Source organism: Kitasatospora sp. NPDC088779 (genome assembly GCF_040685395.1).
In the GTDB taxonomy this organism is placed as follows: Bacteria; Actinomycetota; Actinomycetes; order Streptomycetales; family Streptomycetaceae; genus Kitasatospora.
Genome location: NZ_JBFBHW010000003.1, coordinates 64,391 through 80,349 on the forward strand (window position 1 = coordinate 64,391; position 15,959 = coordinate 80,349).

The window sequence follows — 15,959 nt, forward strand, 5'->3', positions numbered from 1 at the left end:
CCTCGCGTGTGCGGTGGCCGAGCCCTTCCCGGCCGCCCGCGCGCCTGCCCGCTGCGCCGCGCCCTAACCCACCCGCGTGCCGCAGCACCGGCCGCCCCGGCCTGGCGCCGGCGCTACGGCGTGCGGCGGGCCCGGACCACGGCGCGCCCGGCGAGCGCGCCGCCGTAGACGGTGTAGCCGACGCCGATCAGCCAGGACTGGACGATCAGCACCGTCCCGACCGTCCCGTAGGAGACCGCGTTGGACACCAGCAGCGGCGCGAAGACCAGCCGCGAGAAGAGCCGCAGGCCCGCCAGCGCCACCATGGTCGCGACGGCTCCGGGCAGCAGCTGCCTCGGCGGGACGCGTCCGGCGAGCAGCAGGTGCTGGAGCCACCAGAACAGCAGGAGGCCGCCGACGGTCGTGACGGCGATGCGGAAGGAGGGCTGGACGGCCGAGTGGCGCCAGGGCGCGCCGCTGGAGGCGGCCAGCACGATGTACCCGGTCAGCCCGGCCAGGCCGAGGGTCTGGCGCCAGACCGCGTGCCACGGGCCGCGGTCGAGCTCCCACACCCGCTCGTAGACGCCCTGGACGGACGCCATCAACGAGACCCCGAAGACCGCCAGCGCGGCCAGGCCGAAGCCCGTGGTCGTGCTGAGCACCTGGCCCCGGGAGGCGAAGAGCCGGTGGACGGCGTCGGCGCCCGGCCCGCTCAGGCCGAGGCCGTCGGTGATCCACTCGGAGATCCCGCTGCCGCGCGCGGGGAAGGCCGCCGCAATGACGATCAGCAGCGGCACGAGGGTCACGAAGAAGAGCGCCGCGAAGGCCATCGAGCGCTGGAGCAGTTCGATGGTGCGGCCGTGTTCCCACACGCCGACGACGGCCGCCCGCAGGACCTGCCACCAGCTGCGGGCGATCGCCGTCAACCGGCCGCGGCGGCGCACGCCGCTCAACCCAGGACGCCGCACAGCGACGGCGGCGACGGCGACGGCGACGGGGACGACGACGGCGGCGACGGGGACGACGACGGTCGGTTCACGGCCACTGGATCCTCGCTGTGTTCGACGCCCACGGACGGACCTGCCCCGTCAGGATGCCACCGCGCGGGGCGCGTCCGGCGCTCCGGCGTCGCGACCGGCGTCCGGCGCCGCCGGGTGGCCGCGCACGGACACCGCTCCTCCCGGACGCAGAACACCCGCCCGGCAGGCGCCGGGCGGGCCGTCAGCTCGCGGGCAGCCGTAGGTCACACCACACCGTCTTGCCCGGCCCCGACGGGTGCCAGCCCCAGCGCAGGGTGAGCCGGCTCAGCAGGAACAGGCCGAGGCCTCCCGGTTCGTCCGGGGGGTGCGGGGGCCGGGGCAGCGGCGGGCGCGGGCTGGCGTCGCTGACCTCGATCCGCAGCCGGCCGGTGGCGCGGATCAGGAGCAGCGTCCCGGGCTCGCCGCCGTGGCGCAGGGCGTTGCCGACGAGTTCGGAGACCAGCAGGACGGCGTCGGCGACCAGCAGCGGGTCGGCGACGTCGGCCAGGAACTCGGCGGTGAAGGCCCGGGCGTCGGCGGCCGCCCTGAGGTCGGCCTGGAGCGGCAGCCGCTGCGCCCACGGCCTCGTGGGGAACGGGCGTCCGAGGGAAGGCCGTGGTCCGGTCATGCGGTCGCGTCCTTCCCGGCCCGGTGAGGGGCCCGTGGTCGTCGGAGGATCGGCTCCGGGGGGCGTCGCGGCGCCTCAGTGGCCGAACAGGTGGCGGGTCCGGCCGCCGCGTGGGGGCTCGGCCGGTAGGCCGACGTCCCGGCCGCCCTGCTGGGCGGGGCGTTCCTCCGGCGGCGCGGGCTGCTCGCCCTCGTCGGGCGGGAGGGATCGTTCGGGCGGGTCCGGCCGCACCACCGGTTGGGACCGCTGGTGGGCCGCCCGGTGTGCGGACAGCCGGACGGGGCGTCGGGTCCGCCGGGCCCGCCGGGCCGTCAGGACCATCAGGGCCAGGCCCAGGCAGAAGAGCAGGGCGAGGGCCAGCCCGGCGAGGAAGATGCCCAGGCTGTCGAGCGCCGGCAGGCGGATGCCCAGCACCGTCGCCTGGTAGTCGGGCCCGCCGGAGAGGTTGTCCGCGATCAGCAGTCCGGCGAAGGCACCGGCCGCCGCCATCAGCAGGAGTCCTAGCAGCAACATGGGGAGTCCTCTCCGTCATTCGGTTCCGGTCGCCCCCGCAGGGCCGCGCCTACCCGGGCGGGCCCGGGCCTAACGCCGCGCTTCGCAGGCCCGCTCAGGACGAGGGGACCGGGGTTCACGCGGCAGAGGGCTACCGGCTCTGGACGGCGATCAGGCAGGTGTCGTCGTCGGTGTCGGCGGGGCTGAGCTCCAGCAGCCGGTCGAGGTAGCGCTCCAGGTCGGGGCCGGGGGCTCCGGCGACGCGGATCAGCTGGTCGACGGACTCCTCGACCGGGCGGTCCCGGCGTTCGACCAGGCCGTCGGTGTAGAGGACCAGGACGTCGCCCGGCGGCAGGTGAGCGGTGTGCTCCTCGTACCGGGCGTCGTCCAGGGCGCCGAGGAGCACGCCGTGCGGCAGCGGCAGCACGTGGGCGCCGTCCGCTCCGACCAGGATCGGGGGCAGGTGCCCGGCCCGCGCCCAGCGCAGTTCGCCGCCGGCCGGGTCGACGAGCACGCAGACGGCCGTCGCGGTGATCTGGCCGGGTTCGCGCAGGGCGACGATGTTGGCCCACTCCAGCATCCGGGCCGGGCCGGCCCCGGTGACGGCGAGAGCACGCAGCGCGTGCCGCAGGGCGACCATGCCGGTGGCCGCGCCGACGCCGTGCCCGGCGACGTCCCCGACGGTGAGCAGCACCCGCTTGTCGGGCAGCAGCAGCACGTCGTACCAGTCGCCGCCGACCCGGTCGTGCTGGGCGGCGGGGCGGTAGCGGACGGCGGCCCGCAGGCCGGCCGGGCCGAGCGGGGGCGGAGCGGCGGGCAGGATGGCCTGCTGGAGCCGCAGTGCCAGTCGCTCGCTGTCGGCGGTCTCCTGCTCGCTGTCGGCGAGGCGTGCCCGGGTGGCACCGAGTGCGACCTCCGTGCGGTGCTGGGCGGACACGTCGTGGAAGGCGCCGCGCACACCGGTGAGCCGCCCGTGGTCGTCGAGGACGGGCTCGGCGATCACCCGGGTGTACCCGTGGGTGCCGTCCTGGTGGACCAGGCGGACGACGGCGGAGGCCGTCCGGTGCCGGCGCTGGACGGTGTCCAGCAGGCGCCGGATCGCGGGCTCGTCGTCGGGGTGGGCGTGCCGGGCGAGCTGGGCCAGCGGCACCGGGTCGGTGTCGGGCGGCAGCCCGTAGATCTCGTGCAGGCCGTCGCTCCAGCGGATCCGGCCCTCGGCTGGGTGCTCCTCGAACCCGGCCACCCGGGCCAGCCGCTGGGCCTGGCGCAGCAGGGCACTCTGCTCGGCCTCACCGGCCCGCGCGGTCTCCGTCTGCCAGCCGACCAGCACGCGGCCGCCGACGGGGGCCGCCGCGAGCAGGACGGTGGTGGGAAGCGCGAGTCCGCCCTGCTGGAAGACCAGCCGGACCCGCTCGCCGGGCAACGGGACCCCGGTCTCGTGCACCCGGATCAGCCGTTCGAAGAGGCCGGTGGCGCACGCGGCCGGGTAGACCTCCAGGAGCGAGGTGCCCTCCAGCGTGTCCCGGGGGCGGCCCAGCGGATCGCGGAAGTGCGCGTTGGTCCGCAGGAGCGTGAAGTCGGCGATCTCTCCTCGGCGGACGACCGGCTCCAGCAGCAGGGCCGGGATGGGCAGGCCCTCCAGGAGCGCGGTGTCGTCGCCAGGCGGGACGGGGACGGGAGCGGGAGCGGGAGCGGGAGCGGGAGCGGGAGTGCGGACGTCGGCCAGGAGGGTCACGCAGAGGTCGGCGAGGGCGTGGAGCCGGCGGCGTTGGGGCGCGCCGAGCACGGGGGCGGGGCCGGGTGCGGGCCACAGGACCTCCAGCGCGCCCCGGCGGCGGCCCGCGTCGATCAGCGGGAGGACGGCCCGGGCCGAGCCGGCTCCCACCGACGGGCCTGCGGCCTCCGGATCGCCGGGCCACAGCTCCACGCCGCCGACCACGACGTACTGGGCCGGGGTGGGGACGCCGGGTGGCACCCGGCTCCAGGCGTCGGCCTCGGCGGCGGGCAGCCCGGCGTGCGCGGCGAGGGCGAGCACACCGCCCGGCAGCCGCAGCCACAGCGCGACGGCGTGCGCGCCGAGCGCGTCCGCCGTCTGCTCCAGGACGGCTTCGGCGGCGCCTTGCAGATCGGGGACGGCGGCCAGAGCGGGCGTCACGGGGTCGGGCGACGCAGGGTCGGCTGTGCCCGCGAGCGGTCCGGGTGCCTGGCCGGGTGCCTGGCCGGGTGCCTGCCCGGACACCCCGGCGATGTCGGCGGCCAGGGCCGCCACGGGCACGGCGGCCTCCCGGGCGAGCCCGGCGAGGCAGGCGGCGGCTTCGGCGGGAAGCAGGCCGAGGCGTTCGGCCAGGATCCCGGTGGCCAGGTCGACGACGGCGCGGGCGCGGGCGTCGGCTTGCACCCGGGCGGCGGCGCTCTGGAGCCGGCGCACGGTCTCGGCGAGGGCCCGGGCCGTGGTGTCCGAGGGCTCGTGCCCGGCGGTCATGGCGTGTCCAGCCAGTACTGCATCCGGCCGAGCAGGTGGCGGGTGTCGACGGGTTCGGTGACGTGGTCGTCGGCGCCGCCGGCGAGGCTCTTGTCCTGGTCCCCCGGCATGGCCTTGGCGGTGACGGCGATGACCGGCAGGCGGGCGAAGCGCTCCTCGGCGCGGCCGGCGGCGATCGCGGCGTAGCCGTCGAGGCCGGGCATCATCACGTCCATCAGCACGAGGTCGGTCTCGGGGTGGGTGCGCAGCAGGTCGAGTCCGGCGCGGCCGTCGGGGGCGTGCAGCACGGTCACTCCCTGCCCGGTCACTCCCTGCCCGGTGACGCCCTTGACGGTGATCTGGCCGCCCAGGTTGCCGGCGGTGCCGACCTCGCGGGCGCCCCTGGGCACCTCACCGGCGAACGCGGACAGCTGGTCGACCATGCTGTTGAAGACCGTCGCGATCTCCCCGAGCATGCCGGGCTGCTCGGGCGCGAGCCGGGTGGCGAAGTCCCCGTCGCGCACGGTGGTCAGCCCGGCGAGCAGGTGCCGCGGGGCCTGCTCGGCCGGGTCGGCGTCGGGGGCCGGCCGCTCGTCCATCCGTTCCACCGCCCGGGTCCGCCGCACGGCCGGGGTGCCCGACCGGACGCCCCGACCCCGGGGCGGCGGGCCGCCGCCCTGTTTCCACTGTGCCACCGGAGGGCGACAGGCAGGACAGGTGTCGGTCCGGCGGGGAGGGGCCCAGGGCCCGGGGCCCGCGCCCGCGCGGCCCGGGGCGGCAGGCCGCGCGTTCACTCCGGTGGCACGTCCCGCAGCGCGAAGACCTCGACGGCCCCGGTCAGTTCGAGCATCCGCAGGACCAGCGGGCGGGGGCGGGCCAGTTCGATCCGGCTGCCCTCGGCGGCCGCGCGGGCGTGGGCCCGGAGCATCGAGTTGAGCCCCGTGGAGTCGCAGAACTCCAGGTCGGCGCAGTCGAGCACGATGACGGTGAGGGGCGCGGCCAGGGCCGCGTCGAGGGCCGTGTGCAGGGCGCCGACCGAGTCGAGGTCGAGTTCGCCGTACAGCGCGAGGACGGTGCCGCCGGCCCACGGCCGGGCCCGTGCGGTGAACCCGCCCGGCCCCGGGGCACGGCCGGTCGGTGGTCGGCGGGTCATGGTGTCGGCTCCTTCCGTCACCGGCCGGCCGGTCGGTTCACGCCGTGCGCTACGCATCCGCTCGGGCGGGTGCGAGGCGCAGCCCGTGGCCGGGGGCGCCGTCCGCGCCGGGGGTGACGGTGCCGCCCGCCGGATCGCGGGTGCCGTCGAAGAGCGGCCGCTCGATCCGGACGTGGTCGGAAACCTTCGGGGACACGGTGTTCCTCCTTCGTCACGCTTCATCACGCTTCGTCCAGGACGCCCCCCCGCAGCGCGGCTATCCGCTGCGGGGGGCCGGAAACGCCCGGGAGGGAAAGAAATCAGCGTGGCGCCTCGGGTTCGGCGGCTCCCTGGTCGGTCATTCCGCCGTCGTCCGCTCTCCCGTCCTCCGCTCCCCCGTCCTCCGCTCCCCTGGGTTCGGCCGGACCTGCGGGTTCGTCCGCCCAGCCGGGGGCGTCGCGGTCCTCCAGCTGCTCGCGCAGGCTGGTGAGGGTGGCGGTGAGCAGGCGGGAGACGTGCATCTGGGAGACGCCGATGCGCTCGGCGATCTGGGACTGGGTCCAGCCGTCCCAGAAGCGCAGCTTGAGCACCGTCTGATCGCGGCACGACAGCCGGGCGAGCAGGGGGCGCACGGCGGTGCGGAAATCCGCGAGTTCGATGCCGGGGTCACAGGCCCCCATGCGGTCCAGCATGGCGCTGCCGCTCTCGTCGAGGTCCTGCTCGCGCGCAGCGTCCAGCGAGTCGGGCCGGTAGACGCGGCCTGCGACTAAGCCCTCGGCGGCCTGCTCGACGGTGATGTGGAGGTCCTCGGCGATCTCGTCGGGGTGCGGGAGGCGGCCGAGTTCCTGCTCCAGCCGGTCGGATCCGCGGGCGACGGTCAGGTACAGCTCCTGCATGCCGCGCGGGACCCGGACCGGCCAGGAGGTGTCACGGAAGAAGCGCTTGATCTCACCGGCGATGGTGGGGATGGCGTAGGTGACGAACTCGACGCCGCGGTGCGGGTCGTAGCCGTCGACCGCCTTGATCAGGCCGATCGTGCCGACCTGGAGGATATCGTCCATGTCCTCGGCGCGGTGGCGGAAGCGGGCGGCGATGAAGCGCACCAGCGGCATGTTGAGTTCGATGATCGTGCCGCGCACGTAGCTGTACGCATGCGTTTCGCGGGCGAGTGCGGCCAGGCGCTCGAACAGCGCGTCGCTGAGTTCGCGTGCCTCGTACTTGCCCATCGCGCGCAGTTGCGCGTCCGTCGGGCGGGGTGGCACGTCGGGCGGAAGGCCGGACGGCGGGGCGGCCGTCCGGTCGGTGGGGCGACCGGTTTCCAGCGTGGTGGACACGGTGGCTCTCTCCTGGGGCATCGGGGCGAACGCCCGGCGCCGCGAGCGGCTCGCGCCGAACGCGACGGGGCTGCTTTTCCGGAGGACCTGGGCCCGGTGTCGTCGGGCGACGGTCCCGGTGGCACCCGGTGAGGGTGCGGACGCGACTGGCTGCGATCCACGGCCGCGTCATGCGTTCTCTACCCGACACACGACTTCCGATTCATGTTTTGGGCGGTTTATTACCTTGCCTACGGGTACACGCGCTCGGGCAACGCCCTGCCGTCACGAAAAGGAGCGCCGCCATGCCCCGAGGATCCAGCCCCAAACGGGAGCGCCAGTACGAGCACATCAAGGAGAGCGCGCTCGACCGGGGCGAGACCGAGAAGCGGGCCGAGGAGATCGCCGCCCGCACGGTGAACAAGGAACGCGCCCGGCACGGCGAGTCGAAGACCGCGAGCCGCAGTTCGCTCCACGACATCTCCTCCGGCCGCCGCGGCGGGCAGCGCTCGCACACGGGGGCCCGGGGCCCGACCTACGACCAGCTCTACAACGAAGCCAGGCAGCGCGGCGTCAAGGGCCGTTCGAAGATGAACAAGCGCGAGCTGTCGCACGCGCTGGGCCGTTGAGGAGGGCGTCATGACGACCACGCCGGTCAGAACCACCATGCCGGTCAGAACCACCACGCCGGTCAGGATGACCATGCCGCTGATGACGACCACGCCGGTGATGATGACCGTCCCGGCTCCCCCCGGCCCGGACACCGAGCCGGTCCCCCACCCGAACCCCGCCCCGAAGCCGGGCGAGGACCCCGACCCGGCACCGCCGCCGATCCCGCCCTTCCCCACTCCCGACCCGTTCCCGGGCCCCGGTTCCGACCCCGATCCGGCACCGCCGCCCCAGCCGCACCCCGGTCAGGCCTGAGACCCCGCTCAGCCCTGGAGGGCACCAGGGTCCACCGGGGACGCGACCTCCAGCCAGACCAGCTTCCCCTCGCCCTCGGGCAGGCAGCCCCAGTCGCGCGCCAGCCGGTCCACCACCCGCAGGCCGTGGCCGCCGGGACGGCCCGGGTCCGCGAACGGGCGCAGCCGCGGCGCGGCCGGGCTGGCGTCCGAGACCTCCACCCGCAGCCGCTCGCCGTCCCAGCCCAGCCGCAGCTCCCGGGGGCCGCCGGGCGCGTGCAGGCACGCATTGGTGACCAGCTCCGACACCATCAGCAGGACGTCCTCGGCCGCCGCCAGCCGCCCGGCATCCGGCGCGGGCAGCCAGTGCCAGGCGAGCAGCGCCGCACGGCTGAAGTCCCGGGACCGCTGGACCGCGCTCTCACTGCCGACCAGCACGAGCCGCCTGGTCCGGTCGGAGCCACTCGGCCGCCGGCCGGAAGCCGTCGCCCTCCGGCCGGAGTCCTTCGGCAACGCTCCCTCCCCGGGGCTCTTCATGCCGGGTTCTCCTCACTCCACGTCGTCGCAGCCGCGCTGCGGCGGGTCCGCGGTCTTCAGAGCGGCGTCGAGGTCGGGGTGGATGCGCAGCGCCGTGTCGGCTTCCGTGATCGCGAACAGCCTCGCCACCACGGGCCCCGGACCGGCGAGTCCCAGCCGCAGGCCGGCCGCCTCGGCGTCCAGGCGTGAGCGCGGCAGCAGGTTCAGCCCGGTGGAGTCGCAGAACCGCAGGCCGGTGAGGTCGACGACGATCCGTTCCTCGCCCCCGGCCACCGGACGGGACAGCGCCGTCCACAGACCGTTCGCGCTGCCGTGGTCCAGTTCACCTCCGAGGGAGACCACCCGCGCGCGGCCCTCCCGGCGCACCGCGACGCGCAGGCCGCCGACTTGCTGCTCCCCCTCACCCCCGCCGGGCTGCTCGGCCGGCCGTGACACGGCGGGCTCCCGGTCCGTTCGCGGCGGAGTCCTGCCGTCCCGGCCGCCGTCCCGCGCGGCGGTTCGGGTCGCGCGGACGACCTGGGCCGGACGGACCGCCGCCCCGGGCAGGGCCGGGCTCACCACCCGCTCCTCATCCATGCCCCGCGTGTGCCCGCAGCCACGGTGGCTACACGTGTGCCGGCGTTCTCCACCGTCGGGCACGTCGGCCTGTTCCTGACCGCCGCGGCGGTGTACGTGGCGGGCCACGCAGCGCGCTGCTGGTCGCGCTCACGGCGCAGCTGTGGACGCGAGCGTTTCCGGCCCGCCGACCGCTTCTGGCCCGTCGATCGTTTCCGGACCCTCGATCGTTTCCGAACCCTCGGCCGTTTCCGGACCCTCGGCCGTTTCCGGACCCTCTCCCGTTTCCGGCCCGTCGGCCCGGGTAGCCGCGCGACGCCGGACGAAGCCGGCAGACGCCAGGGAGGCCGCCCGTGCGAGTGAACGGCGCGAGACCGGCCCGGCGGCGCCACCCGACCCGGGTGGTCCTGCCCCGGGCGCGCCCCGTCGTGTCCGACGGGTCCGGAGGCCGCGTGCCGGCCGGGCTGCGGACCGCCGCCGGGTACACCTGGCGGCTGCTCCTGCTCGGGGTGGCCGCCTACCTGGCCGTCTCCGTCCTCGGCCGGCTCCAGTTGCCGGTCATCGCCGTGTTCCTGGCGCTGGTCATCACCTCGGTCCTGCGGCCGCTCGTCGACCTGCTGGCACGGGCGCTGCCCCGCTCGATCGCCGTCCTGCTGGTCCTCGTGTGCGCCATCGTGGTCGTGGGCGGCGTTCTCGCCCTGGTGGGGACGACCGTCGTCGGCGAGTGGGGCCGGCTGGGCACCGAACTGCGCGGCGGCCTCGGGCGGATCGACCGCCTGCTCACCGGCGCCCCCTTCCACCTGCGGGCCGGCACCGTCACCGACCTGCGCGCGAAGCTCGGCGAGTTCGTCACCGCCCACCGCTCGGCGCTGCTCAGCACCGCGCTCAGCGGGGCGAGCCGGGTCGTCGAAATGCTCACCGGGCTGGCGCTCGCGGTGTTCTGCTCGGTGTTCTTCCTCCACTCCGGCGACCGGATGTGGTGCTGGGCGCAGCACCAGCTCCCGGCCCGGTCACGATCTGCCTGGGACCGCGCGGGGCACGCCGCGTGGCGCACCTTCGCCGGCTACACCCGGGGTGTGCTGATCGTGGCGGCGACCAACGCGGTGCTGGTCGGCGTCGCGCTGGCCGTCCTACGGGTGCCGCTAGTGCTGCCACTGATCATGCTGGAGTTCGTCGCGGCGCTCGTCCCGCTGATCGGCTCCCCCATCGCGCTGGCCGTCGCCGCGCTGGTCGCCCTGGCGGCCCGCGGCCCGGTGGTCGCGCTGCTGGTGCTCGGGCTGATCGTGGTCATCGGCCAGATCGAGGGCCATCTGCTGCACCCGCTGGTCATGGGCTGGTCCGTCCGGATCCACCCGGTGGCGGTCGCGCTGTCGGTGATCGGCGGCGCCGTGCTGGCCGGTGTCCTCGGCGCAGTGGTCGCGGTGCCGGTGGTGTCGGTCGCCTGGGCGGTGATCTGCGAACTCCGCGACCACGACCCACCACCCCGCCCGGGCCCACGAACCAGCCCCCCGACGGCACACCACGGGCAGCCGCACCGCCAACGCGACGAACGCCGACCCCCGCACCGACCCGCCCCCGGCCGCGGCACCCGGTGACCGGCCGGACCTCACGACACCTTCGCCACCTCGCCACCTCGGCGCCGCCTGCGTCTACGGGGCCGCCGTCAGCGCATCGGAATGGGCAGGGAACGCATCCGTCCGACCGTGTCGTTGGTCCACCCGGAGAGGAGCGCCCATGAAGACGCGCCAGAAGGACCGCGATGCCCCCGAACCGCAGGCGCCGTGGAACGAGGTCAGGCCGCAGCTATGGCTGGGCGGACACTTCTGGGCCGGCCCTGAAGGCGAGGCGCAGACCGCCGTTGTCGGTCGCGAATTCGACCTGGTCATCAGTCTGTTCACCCGAGCAGGCCACGGGCCGAGCCCCGGAGTCGACCATCTGATCAGTGAAATCCCCGACAGCCCACTGACTGCCGAGCAGCTCCACTCGGTCCGACAGCTGGCCGTCACTGCCGCTGCGGCCGTACGGAACGACCGAACCGTTCTCGTGCGTTGCCACTCCGGCTACAACCGCTCAGGCCTCGTCGTCGCTCAGACCCTGATCGAGCTGGGCCACGACGCCGTCACCGCCATCGCCCTCATCCGGCAGAAGCGATCGCCCTGGGCCCTGAACAACCGGACCTTCGAGCAGTACCTCAACACAGGACTGGACGTCGCCTACCTCCTGGCCGGACTCGAAGCCCGCACCTGACCAGCGCCGAAGGGTCGGATCTGCGCCGGAATTTCGCGCGGCCCGTTCCCTTCCGGGCCGGGCGTCGTTGAGCAGGTGATTGGTGTGATCCGGCCCGGACGGTCCGCGCATTGCCAGGTGACCCGCCCAGGGCTCGACCCATTGGCATGACGAGGGAGACTGACGATGAAGCTGAGTGTTCGACGCGGACTGCTGGCGGCGGCCGCCACGGTCGGTCTGATCCTGGCGGCGGCCGCGCCGCAGGCCACGGCGGCCGGCCCGCAGCACCCCGCCTCCACGACCCGTACCGAGCAGGCGGGCGGGCAGCGGGTGGCGCCGGGGGACCCGGTCCGCGACGGGAGCCCGGACTCCGCGGTCGACCGGGTCGCCGACTTCTACGGCGCCTACATCGACGCCGTCTCCGACGGCACCGACAACCTGTCGGACGGCCTGCGCGCCCACTACCTCACGGCGGACTTCCAGCAGCGACTGGCCGCCTGGGAGCAGGCCAACCACGCCGACGGCGTCCTCCGCGCCCAGGACGTGCCCACCCACTGGGAGGTGCGGTACCACGACTCCGGCGCCGGCCACCTGTTCACCACCGTCACGCTCACCTGGGGCACCGGCCCCAACGCCACGCACACCGAGCTGGCCGTGCAGAGCGACCTGAGCACCAAGCTCATCTCGGACATCGAGGACGCCCCGGCCGGATACTGACACGAGCCTGGAGCGGATGACGGAGCGGGCGGTGCAAGCGCGGGCGGCCGACGACGTCGCGTGAGACGAACCCGCCGATCCGCCTCCCGCCGACCGCCGTCCGTGGTGGGACCGGCCCCCGAGCCCGGTCCCACCACTGGCATCGCCGCATCGTCCGAGGCATACCCGCGCCGTTCTGCCGCCGGCGAAAAACCGGCCCGCCCGGGCTCGACGCTCACTACAGTCCGGTCCCATGACGACGGTTACCACGCACACGGTCGAGTACCCGGCCGACGGCCTCACGATGATCGGGCACCTCGCGCTCCCGGCCGGTACCGGCCGCCGACCCGCGGTCCTGGTCGGGCCCGAGGGGCCCGGGCTCAACGACTTCCAGCGCCGCCGGGCCGACGCCCTCGCCGAACTCGGCTACGTGGCAATGGCCTTCGACATCAACGGCGGGCGCTGGTTCACCGACCCGCAGGAGATGCTGGCGCACGTCACTCCCCTGCTCGCCGACCCCGACCGGATGCGGGGCATCGGCCACGCGGCGCTCGACGTACTGCGCGCCGAACCGCGGACCGACCCCGACCGGATCGCCGCCATCGGCTACGGCACCGGCGGCGCGATCGCACTGGAACTCGGGCGCGACGGCGTCGACCTGCGGGCGATCGGGACGGTCAACGCCCTGACCACGGGCCGACCCGGCGAGGCGGCGCGCATCCGCTGCCCGGTGTGGGCCGGGGTCGGATCGGAAGACCCGATCATGCCGCCCGCACAACGGGACGCGTTCGCCGCCGAGATGCAGGCCGCGGGCGTCGACTGGCGCCTCGTGGTCTACGGCGGCGCCTTGCACGCCTTCCACCACCCGACGGTCGGCCACACCGTGCTCCCCGGCGTCGGCCACCACCCCCGGCACGCTCAGCGCGCCTGGCGCGACATCGTCGGCCTGCTCACCGAGTGCCTGCCCGTAACGGAGTGACCCGGTCGTACCGGAGCGACCCGGTCGTACCGGAGCGACCCGGTCGGCGGACCCGACCTGCCCGGCGAGTCAAGCGTCGGGCTCTGCGATCTGACGCACCCTGTGATCGCCCTCGAACCAGCGGCTCAACAGCTGGTGAACCGGGTCCGGACTCCCCGCCCGGTCTCCACGGCCCCAGCCCCAGCCGGCTCCCCGGGCGGGCCGCGTGCCGCCGGTCATCGCCGCCAAACGGATCAGCGCCGTCTCGGCAGCGCTCGCGTCCTCCTTCCCGAGGGCCCACATGAACACCTGCGGATCCGCGGCGGCCGCCGGGACCGGGGAGAACCCGCAGCCGGCCGAGTACCACGACCCTCGGGCACGGGGGCACGGTGGAAGTGTGCTCGCCGGGCGCGCGCGGTGTCCGGCTGACACCGCTCCCGTCTCCGGCTCGGCGGCTCGGCGGTTCGGCGGTTCGGCGGTTCGGCGGTTCGAGTCAGCCGGCCCGGAGCAGGGTGCGCAGCTCGGCGGTGTCGATGATGTGGGCCCGCGAGGGGAGGACCTTCTGGAGCAGGACGTCATGGACTTCGGTGTCCGGGTCGGCGACGCCGTCGGACAGGACGTAGAGCCGGTAGTCGCGGTCGGCCGCGTCGAGGACGGTGGACAGGACGACACCGCTGGTACTGATGCCGGAGACGACCAGCGTGGTGATGCCGCGCTCGCGCAGCTGCCGGTCGAGGTCGGTGGTGGACATGCCGCCGTAGCGGGTCTTGCGCACGACGAGGTCGCCGTCCCGGGGGGCCAGGCGCTCGTGGACGGCCGTGGCAGGGTCCTCGTGGTGCATGACGCGGTGTCGGGCCAGCGGGGCGAAGGACTTGTTGGTGGCCGGGATCGCGTCCCAGTCGGCCTCGGTGAAGCCGACGCGCACGTAGGCGACGGTGGCGCCGCTGGTGCGGACGTCGGCGATCGCCGCTTCCACACGGTCGAGCAGGGCTTCCCGGCCCCCGCCCTCGGGCAGAACGGCCAGGATCGCGGGCTGGCAGTCCAGGACGAGCAGAGCGGTGTGCTCGGGGTCAAGCGCGGGGGCAGACGCAGGGGCAGTACTCACGCGAGTTCTCTCCTTACTTGGCGGCACCCGGTCGGCGCGGGGAGACGATTCGGCGGACCGACGGCCATCCCCCTCCGCACAACCGATCAGCGATCGGAAGCATCAAAGCGCGCCTCATCCTCAGGGATCAAACAACCACAGGACCGCCAAGCCACAACCACCAGTTGTACCTATAGAGTGCCGCCATGGACCTCGACACCGTTCGGACCTTTGTCGCCGCCGCCGACGCCGGGCAGTTCCAGGAGGCCGCCGCCGAGCTGGCCGTCACCCAGCAGGCCGTCTCCAAGCGCATCGCCGCGCTGGAACGCAACCTCGGCGTGCGGTTGTTCACCCGCACCGCACGCGGGGCCGAGCTCACCATCGACGGGCAGGCCTTCCTGCCCCACGCGCGCGAGCTGCTGCGCGCCGCCGAGCGCGCGGTCGAGTCCGTGCGCCCCGGCCGCCGTCCGCTGCGCGTCGACGTGATCAACCTTCGTGGCTCGGCGTCGGGCCTGATGCGCGGCTTCCACCGCGCGCACCCCGAGATCGATCTCGACGTGATGATGCTGTTCGAGATCGAGACGGCCGTCAACGCCATCCGCTCCGGTGCGATCGACGCGTCCTTCCGCGCCGTCGTCGCGCCCGGCCGACCCCTTCCCGAGGACATCGAGTCCGTCCGGGTGATCGACGAACCGCTCCAGCTCCTCACCGGTCCCGCCCACGCGCTGGCGGGCGCCCGGTCGGTGACCGTCGCCCAGCTCGCCGGGCACCGGATCTGGATGCCCGGCATCGTCCCCGGTACCGAGTGGGGCGCCTACTACGACGACCTCGTCGCCGAGTTCGGCCTCACCATCGAGGCGACCGGCCCCAACTTCGGCTCCGACGCGCTCCTCGACACCATCGCCGACACTCCGGCCCTGGCCACCTTCATGGGCGAGCACACCCGCCTCGTCTGGCCCGCCGACCACGGCCTGCGCCGCATCCCGGTGACCGACCCGACGCCCGTCTACCCGCACTCACTCCTCTGGCACCGCGACAACCCCCACCCAGCACTGGCCACCCTCCGCGCTCACCTCGCCGCCACCACGACCGGCCACGACGCCCCCGGCACCTGGACACCGGACTGGGTCCTTCCACGCTGAACGCCACCGCGCGCCCGCAATCAGCTTGGTCCTCGGCCTCCGGCCTGGGATTGACCTGGTCCCACGCGCGGACCTCGGCCCTGCCGTGGCCGGACGTGTCGCTCACCGAGGTCACAGCGCTCGACCACCTGCCTCAGCTGGACGCAGGCAGGGCAGGGCCCGGCGGAAGGGACAAGCGGTCAAACTCCAGCAGACCCGGACGACGGCCACAACCACGAACCCGGCACCTAAGTTGGTTCCCACGCGCGGCGTCGGGCGGTGCGGTGGCCGCTCGGAAGCGGGCACCGCACCGCCCGACGGCGGGGGCCGTAGGCCGTGGGTCAGCGCACGGTGACGGTGAACACGGGGGAGGCGACGTCTCCGCTGACGATGCGCAGCTCGTTCAGGCCCTTGATGCCGAGCTTCACGCCGAGCGAGTAGGAGCCGTTGTGGTTGGTGCGGACGGAGGCCGGCAGGGTGACCCACTTGCCGTGCTGCTTCTGCTGCAGGGTCACCTCGGTGCCCGCCTTGAGCCCGGTGGTGGTGCCGGTGACCCGGAACAGCTGCCAGGCCTGGACGGTCGTGACGGACGGCTTGGCGGTGATGCCGGCGTGCGCGGCGGCCTGCTGCGCCGCGGCCTGCTGCGTGGTGGACGTGGGGTAGGCGGCCGGGGCGGCCGCCATGGCGGCGGTGCCCGCCAGCCCGAGGGAGAGCACGGCGACGGTGGTCACGGCGGCCAGGCGCAGGGAGTTCCGCTTGGAGACGATCACGGGTGCACCCCTTTCAAGGGGAGGTGATTGCTCGGCCCGAAGAGCACGGTCGGCGCGATTCGGGCTCTGTCATCTGTAGGGACGCC

At 74.5% G+C, this 15,959-nt stretch carries 18 protein-coding genes and 1 pseudogene; 7 read left to right on the forward strand and 12 right to left on the reverse strand.

Features of this window, described 5'->3' with window-relative positions:
• Positions 1-113: 113 nt before the first annotated feature.
• The 8 genes and pseudogenes from AB0P03_RS03275 to AB0P03_RS03310 all read right to left on the reverse strand — a co-directional run bounded on the left by AB0P03_RS03275 (position 114) and on the right by AB0P03_RS03310 (position 7,045).
• Positions 114-923, reverse strand: coding sequence for a ribonuclease BN (locus AB0P03_RS03275; protein ID WP_363584447.1), 810 nt, complete (start codon positions 921-923; stop codon positions 114-116).
• A 277-nt stretch (positions 924-1,200) separates the two neighbouring features.
• Positions 1,201-1,626 (reverse strand): ATP-binding protein, encoded by a 426-nt coding sequence (locus tag AB0P03_RS03280; RefSeq protein WP_363584214.1) that lies wholly within the window; start codon positions 1,624-1,626, stop codon positions 1,201-1,203.
• A 75-nt stretch (positions 1,627-1,701) separates the two neighbouring features.
• On the reverse strand, positions 1,702-2,139 hold the full coding sequence (locus tag AB0P03_RS03285; RefSeq protein ID WP_363627678.1) for a hypothetical protein: 438 nt from the start codon (positions 2,137-2,139) through the stop codon (positions 1,702-1,704).
• A 130-nt stretch (positions 2,140-2,269) separates the two neighbouring features.
• Positions 2,270-4,600 (reverse strand): SpoIIE family protein phosphatase, encoded by a 2,331-nt coding sequence (locus AB0P03_RS03290; protein ID WP_363627679.1) that lies wholly within the window; start codon positions 4,598-4,600, stop codon positions 2,270-2,272.
• Complete coding sequence (locus tag AB0P03_RS03295; RefSeq protein ID WP_363584220.1) at positions 4,597-5,178, reverse strand: response regulator; 582 nt, start codon at positions 5,176-5,178, stop codon at positions 4,597-4,599. Before AB0P03_RS03295 ends, AB0P03_RS03290 begins: the two co-directional genes overlap by 4 nt.
• A gap of 191 nt (positions 5,179-5,369) precedes the next feature.
• Positions 5,370-5,732 carry an STAS domain-containing protein gene (locus AB0P03_RS03300; protein WP_363584222.1) on the reverse strand — a complete coding sequence of 121 codons (363 nt, stop codon included), beginning with the start codon at positions 5,730-5,732 and terminating at the stop codon, positions 5,370-5,372.
• 49 nt (positions 5,733-5,781) lie between these two features.
• Positions 5,782-5,910: pseudogene (locus AB0P03_RS03305) on the reverse strand (mandelate racemase); the annotation flags it as partial.
• A 121-nt stretch (positions 5,911-6,031) separates the two neighbouring features.
• Entirely contained in the window at positions 6,032-7,045 is a 1,014-nt protein-coding gene (locus tag AB0P03_RS03310) for a SigB/SigF/SigG family RNA polymerase sigma factor (protein WP_363584224.1), read from the reverse strand.
• 284 nt (positions 7,046-7,329) lie between these two features.
• Here AB0P03_RS03310 and AB0P03_RS03315 point away from each other — a divergent pair, with 284 nt between their 5' ends.
• The gene (locus AB0P03_RS03315) at positions 7,330-7,653 is read left to right on the forward strand and encodes a plasmid stabilization protein (RefSeq protein ID WP_363584226.1); all 324 of its coding nucleotides are present in this window, start codon (positions 7,330-7,332) and stop codon (positions 7,651-7,653) included.
• 10 nt (positions 7,654-7,663) lie between these two features.
• Complete coding sequence (locus AB0P03_RS03320) at positions 7,664-7,948, forward strand: hypothetical protein (RefSeq protein WP_363627680.1); 285 nt, start codon at positions 7,664-7,666, stop codon at positions 7,946-7,948.
• A gap of 8 nt (positions 7,949-7,956) precedes the next feature.
• Here AB0P03_RS03320 and AB0P03_RS03325 read toward each other — a convergent pair whose 3' ends face one another.
• Both AB0P03_RS03325 and AB0P03_RS03330 read right to left on the reverse strand, forming a co-directional pair.
• Positions 7,957-8,463, reverse strand: a complete 507-nt coding sequence (locus AB0P03_RS03325; RefSeq protein WP_363584230.1) for an ATP-binding protein — start codon at positions 8,461-8,463, stop codon at positions 7,957-7,959.
• Positions 8,464-8,475: 12 nt separating this feature from the next.
• Positions 8,476-9,039 carry an STAS domain-containing protein gene (locus tag AB0P03_RS03330; protein ID WP_363627681.1) on the reverse strand — a complete coding sequence of 188 codons (564 nt, stop codon included), beginning with the start codon at positions 9,037-9,039 and terminating at the stop codon, positions 8,476-8,478.
• Positions 9,040-9,470: 431 nt separating this feature from the next.
• Here AB0P03_RS03330 and AB0P03_RS03335 point away from each other — a divergent pair, with 431 nt between their 5' ends.
• The 4 genes from AB0P03_RS03335 to AB0P03_RS03350 all read left to right on the forward strand — a co-directional run bounded on the left by AB0P03_RS03335 (position 9,471) and on the right by AB0P03_RS03350 (position 12,919).
• On the forward strand, positions 9,471-10,613 hold the full coding sequence (locus tag AB0P03_RS03335) for an AI-2E family transporter (protein WP_363627682.1): 1,143 nt from the start codon (positions 9,471-9,473) through the stop codon (positions 10,611-10,613).
• Positions 10,614-10,752: 139 nt separating this feature from the next.
• Complete coding sequence (locus AB0P03_RS03340) at positions 10,753-11,265, forward strand: protein phosphatase (RefSeq protein ID WP_363625665.1); 513 nt, start codon at positions 10,753-10,755, stop codon at positions 11,263-11,265.
• Between the two features lie 165 nt (positions 11,266-11,430).
• On the forward strand, positions 11,431-11,961 hold the full coding sequence (locus tag AB0P03_RS03345; protein ID WP_363627683.1) for a hypothetical protein: 531 nt from the start codon (positions 11,431-11,433) through the stop codon (positions 11,959-11,961).
• A 232-nt stretch (positions 11,962-12,193) separates the two neighbouring features.
• Positions 12,194-12,919, forward strand: a complete 726-nt coding sequence (locus AB0P03_RS03350; RefSeq protein ID WP_363584238.1) for a dienelactone hydrolase family protein — start codon at positions 12,194-12,196, stop codon at positions 12,917-12,919.
• Positions 12,920-13,391: 472 nt separating this feature from the next.
• Here AB0P03_RS03350 and AB0P03_RS03355 read toward each other — a convergent pair whose 3' ends face one another.
• On the reverse strand, positions 13,392-14,003 hold the full coding sequence (locus AB0P03_RS03355; protein ID WP_363627684.1) for a cysteine hydrolase: 612 nt from the start codon (positions 14,001-14,003) through the stop codon (positions 13,392-13,394).
• A 185-nt stretch (positions 14,004-14,188) separates the two neighbouring features.
• Here AB0P03_RS03355 and AB0P03_RS03360 point away from each other — a divergent pair, with 185 nt between their 5' ends.
• Positions 14,189-15,124 carry a LysR family transcriptional regulator gene (locus AB0P03_RS03360; protein WP_363627685.1) on the forward strand — a complete coding sequence of 312 codons (936 nt, stop codon included), beginning with the start codon at positions 14,189-14,191 and terminating at the stop codon, positions 15,122-15,124.
• A 320-nt stretch (positions 15,125-15,444) separates the two neighbouring features.
• On the opposite strand, the gene AB0P03_RS03365 is transcribed toward AB0P03_RS03360, so the two are convergent.
• Entirely contained in the window at positions 15,445-15,873 is a 429-nt protein-coding gene (locus AB0P03_RS03365; RefSeq protein WP_363584244.1) for a hypothetical protein, read from the reverse strand.
• Between the last annotated feature and the right edge of the window lie 86 nt (positions 15,874-15,959).

Coding starts and splice junctions, on each gene's coding strand:
- AB0P03_RS03280 (WP_363584214.1), bottom strand. CDS start 1,626: ATGACCGGACCACGGCCTTCCCTCGGACGCCCGTTCCCCACGAGGCCG.
- AB0P03_RS03285 (WP_363627678.1), bottom strand. CDS start 2,139: ATGTTGCTGCTAGGACTCCTGCTGATGGCGGCGGCCGGTGCCTTCGCC.
- AB0P03_RS03290 (WP_363627679.1), bottom strand. CDS start 4,600: ATGACCGCCGGGCACGAGCCCTCGGACACCACGGCCCGGGCCCTCGCC.
- AB0P03_RS03295 (WP_363584220.1), bottom strand. CDS start 5,178: ATGGACGAGCGGCCGGCCCCCGACGCCGACCCGGCCGAGCAGGCCCCG.
- AB0P03_RS03300 (WP_363584222.1), bottom strand. CDS start 5,732: ATGACCCGCCGACCACCGACCGGCCGTGCCCCGGGGCCGGGCGGGTTC.
- AB0P03_RS03315 (WP_363584226.1), top strand. CDS start 7,330: ATGCCCCGAGGATCCAGCCCCAAACGGGAGCGCCAGTACGAGCACATC.
- AB0P03_RS03320 (WP_363627680.1), top strand. CDS start 7,664: ATGACGACCACGCCGGTCAGAACCACCATGCCGGTCAGAACCACCACG.
- AB0P03_RS03325 (WP_363584230.1), bottom strand. CDS start 8,463: ATGAAGAGCCCCGGGGAGGGAGCGTTGCCGAAGGACTCCGGCCGGAGG.
- AB0P03_RS03330 (WP_363627681.1), bottom strand. CDS start 9,039: ATGGATGAGGAGCGGGTGGTGAGCCCGGCCCTGCCCGGGGCGGCGGTC.
- AB0P03_RS03340 (WP_363625665.1), top strand. CDS start 10,753: ATGAAGACGCGCCAGAAGGACCGCGATGCCCCCGAACCGCAGGCGCCG.
- AB0P03_RS03345 (WP_363627683.1), top strand. CDS start 11,431: ATGAAGCTGAGTGTTCGACGCGGACTGCTGGCGGCGGCCGCCACGGTC.
- AB0P03_RS03350 (WP_363584238.1), top strand. CDS start 12,194: ATGACGACGGTTACCACGCACACGGTCGAGTACCCGGCCGACGGCCTC.
- AB0P03_RS03360 (WP_363627685.1), top strand. CDS start 14,189: ATGGACCTCGACACCGTTCGGACCTTTGTCGCCGCCGCCGACGCCGGG.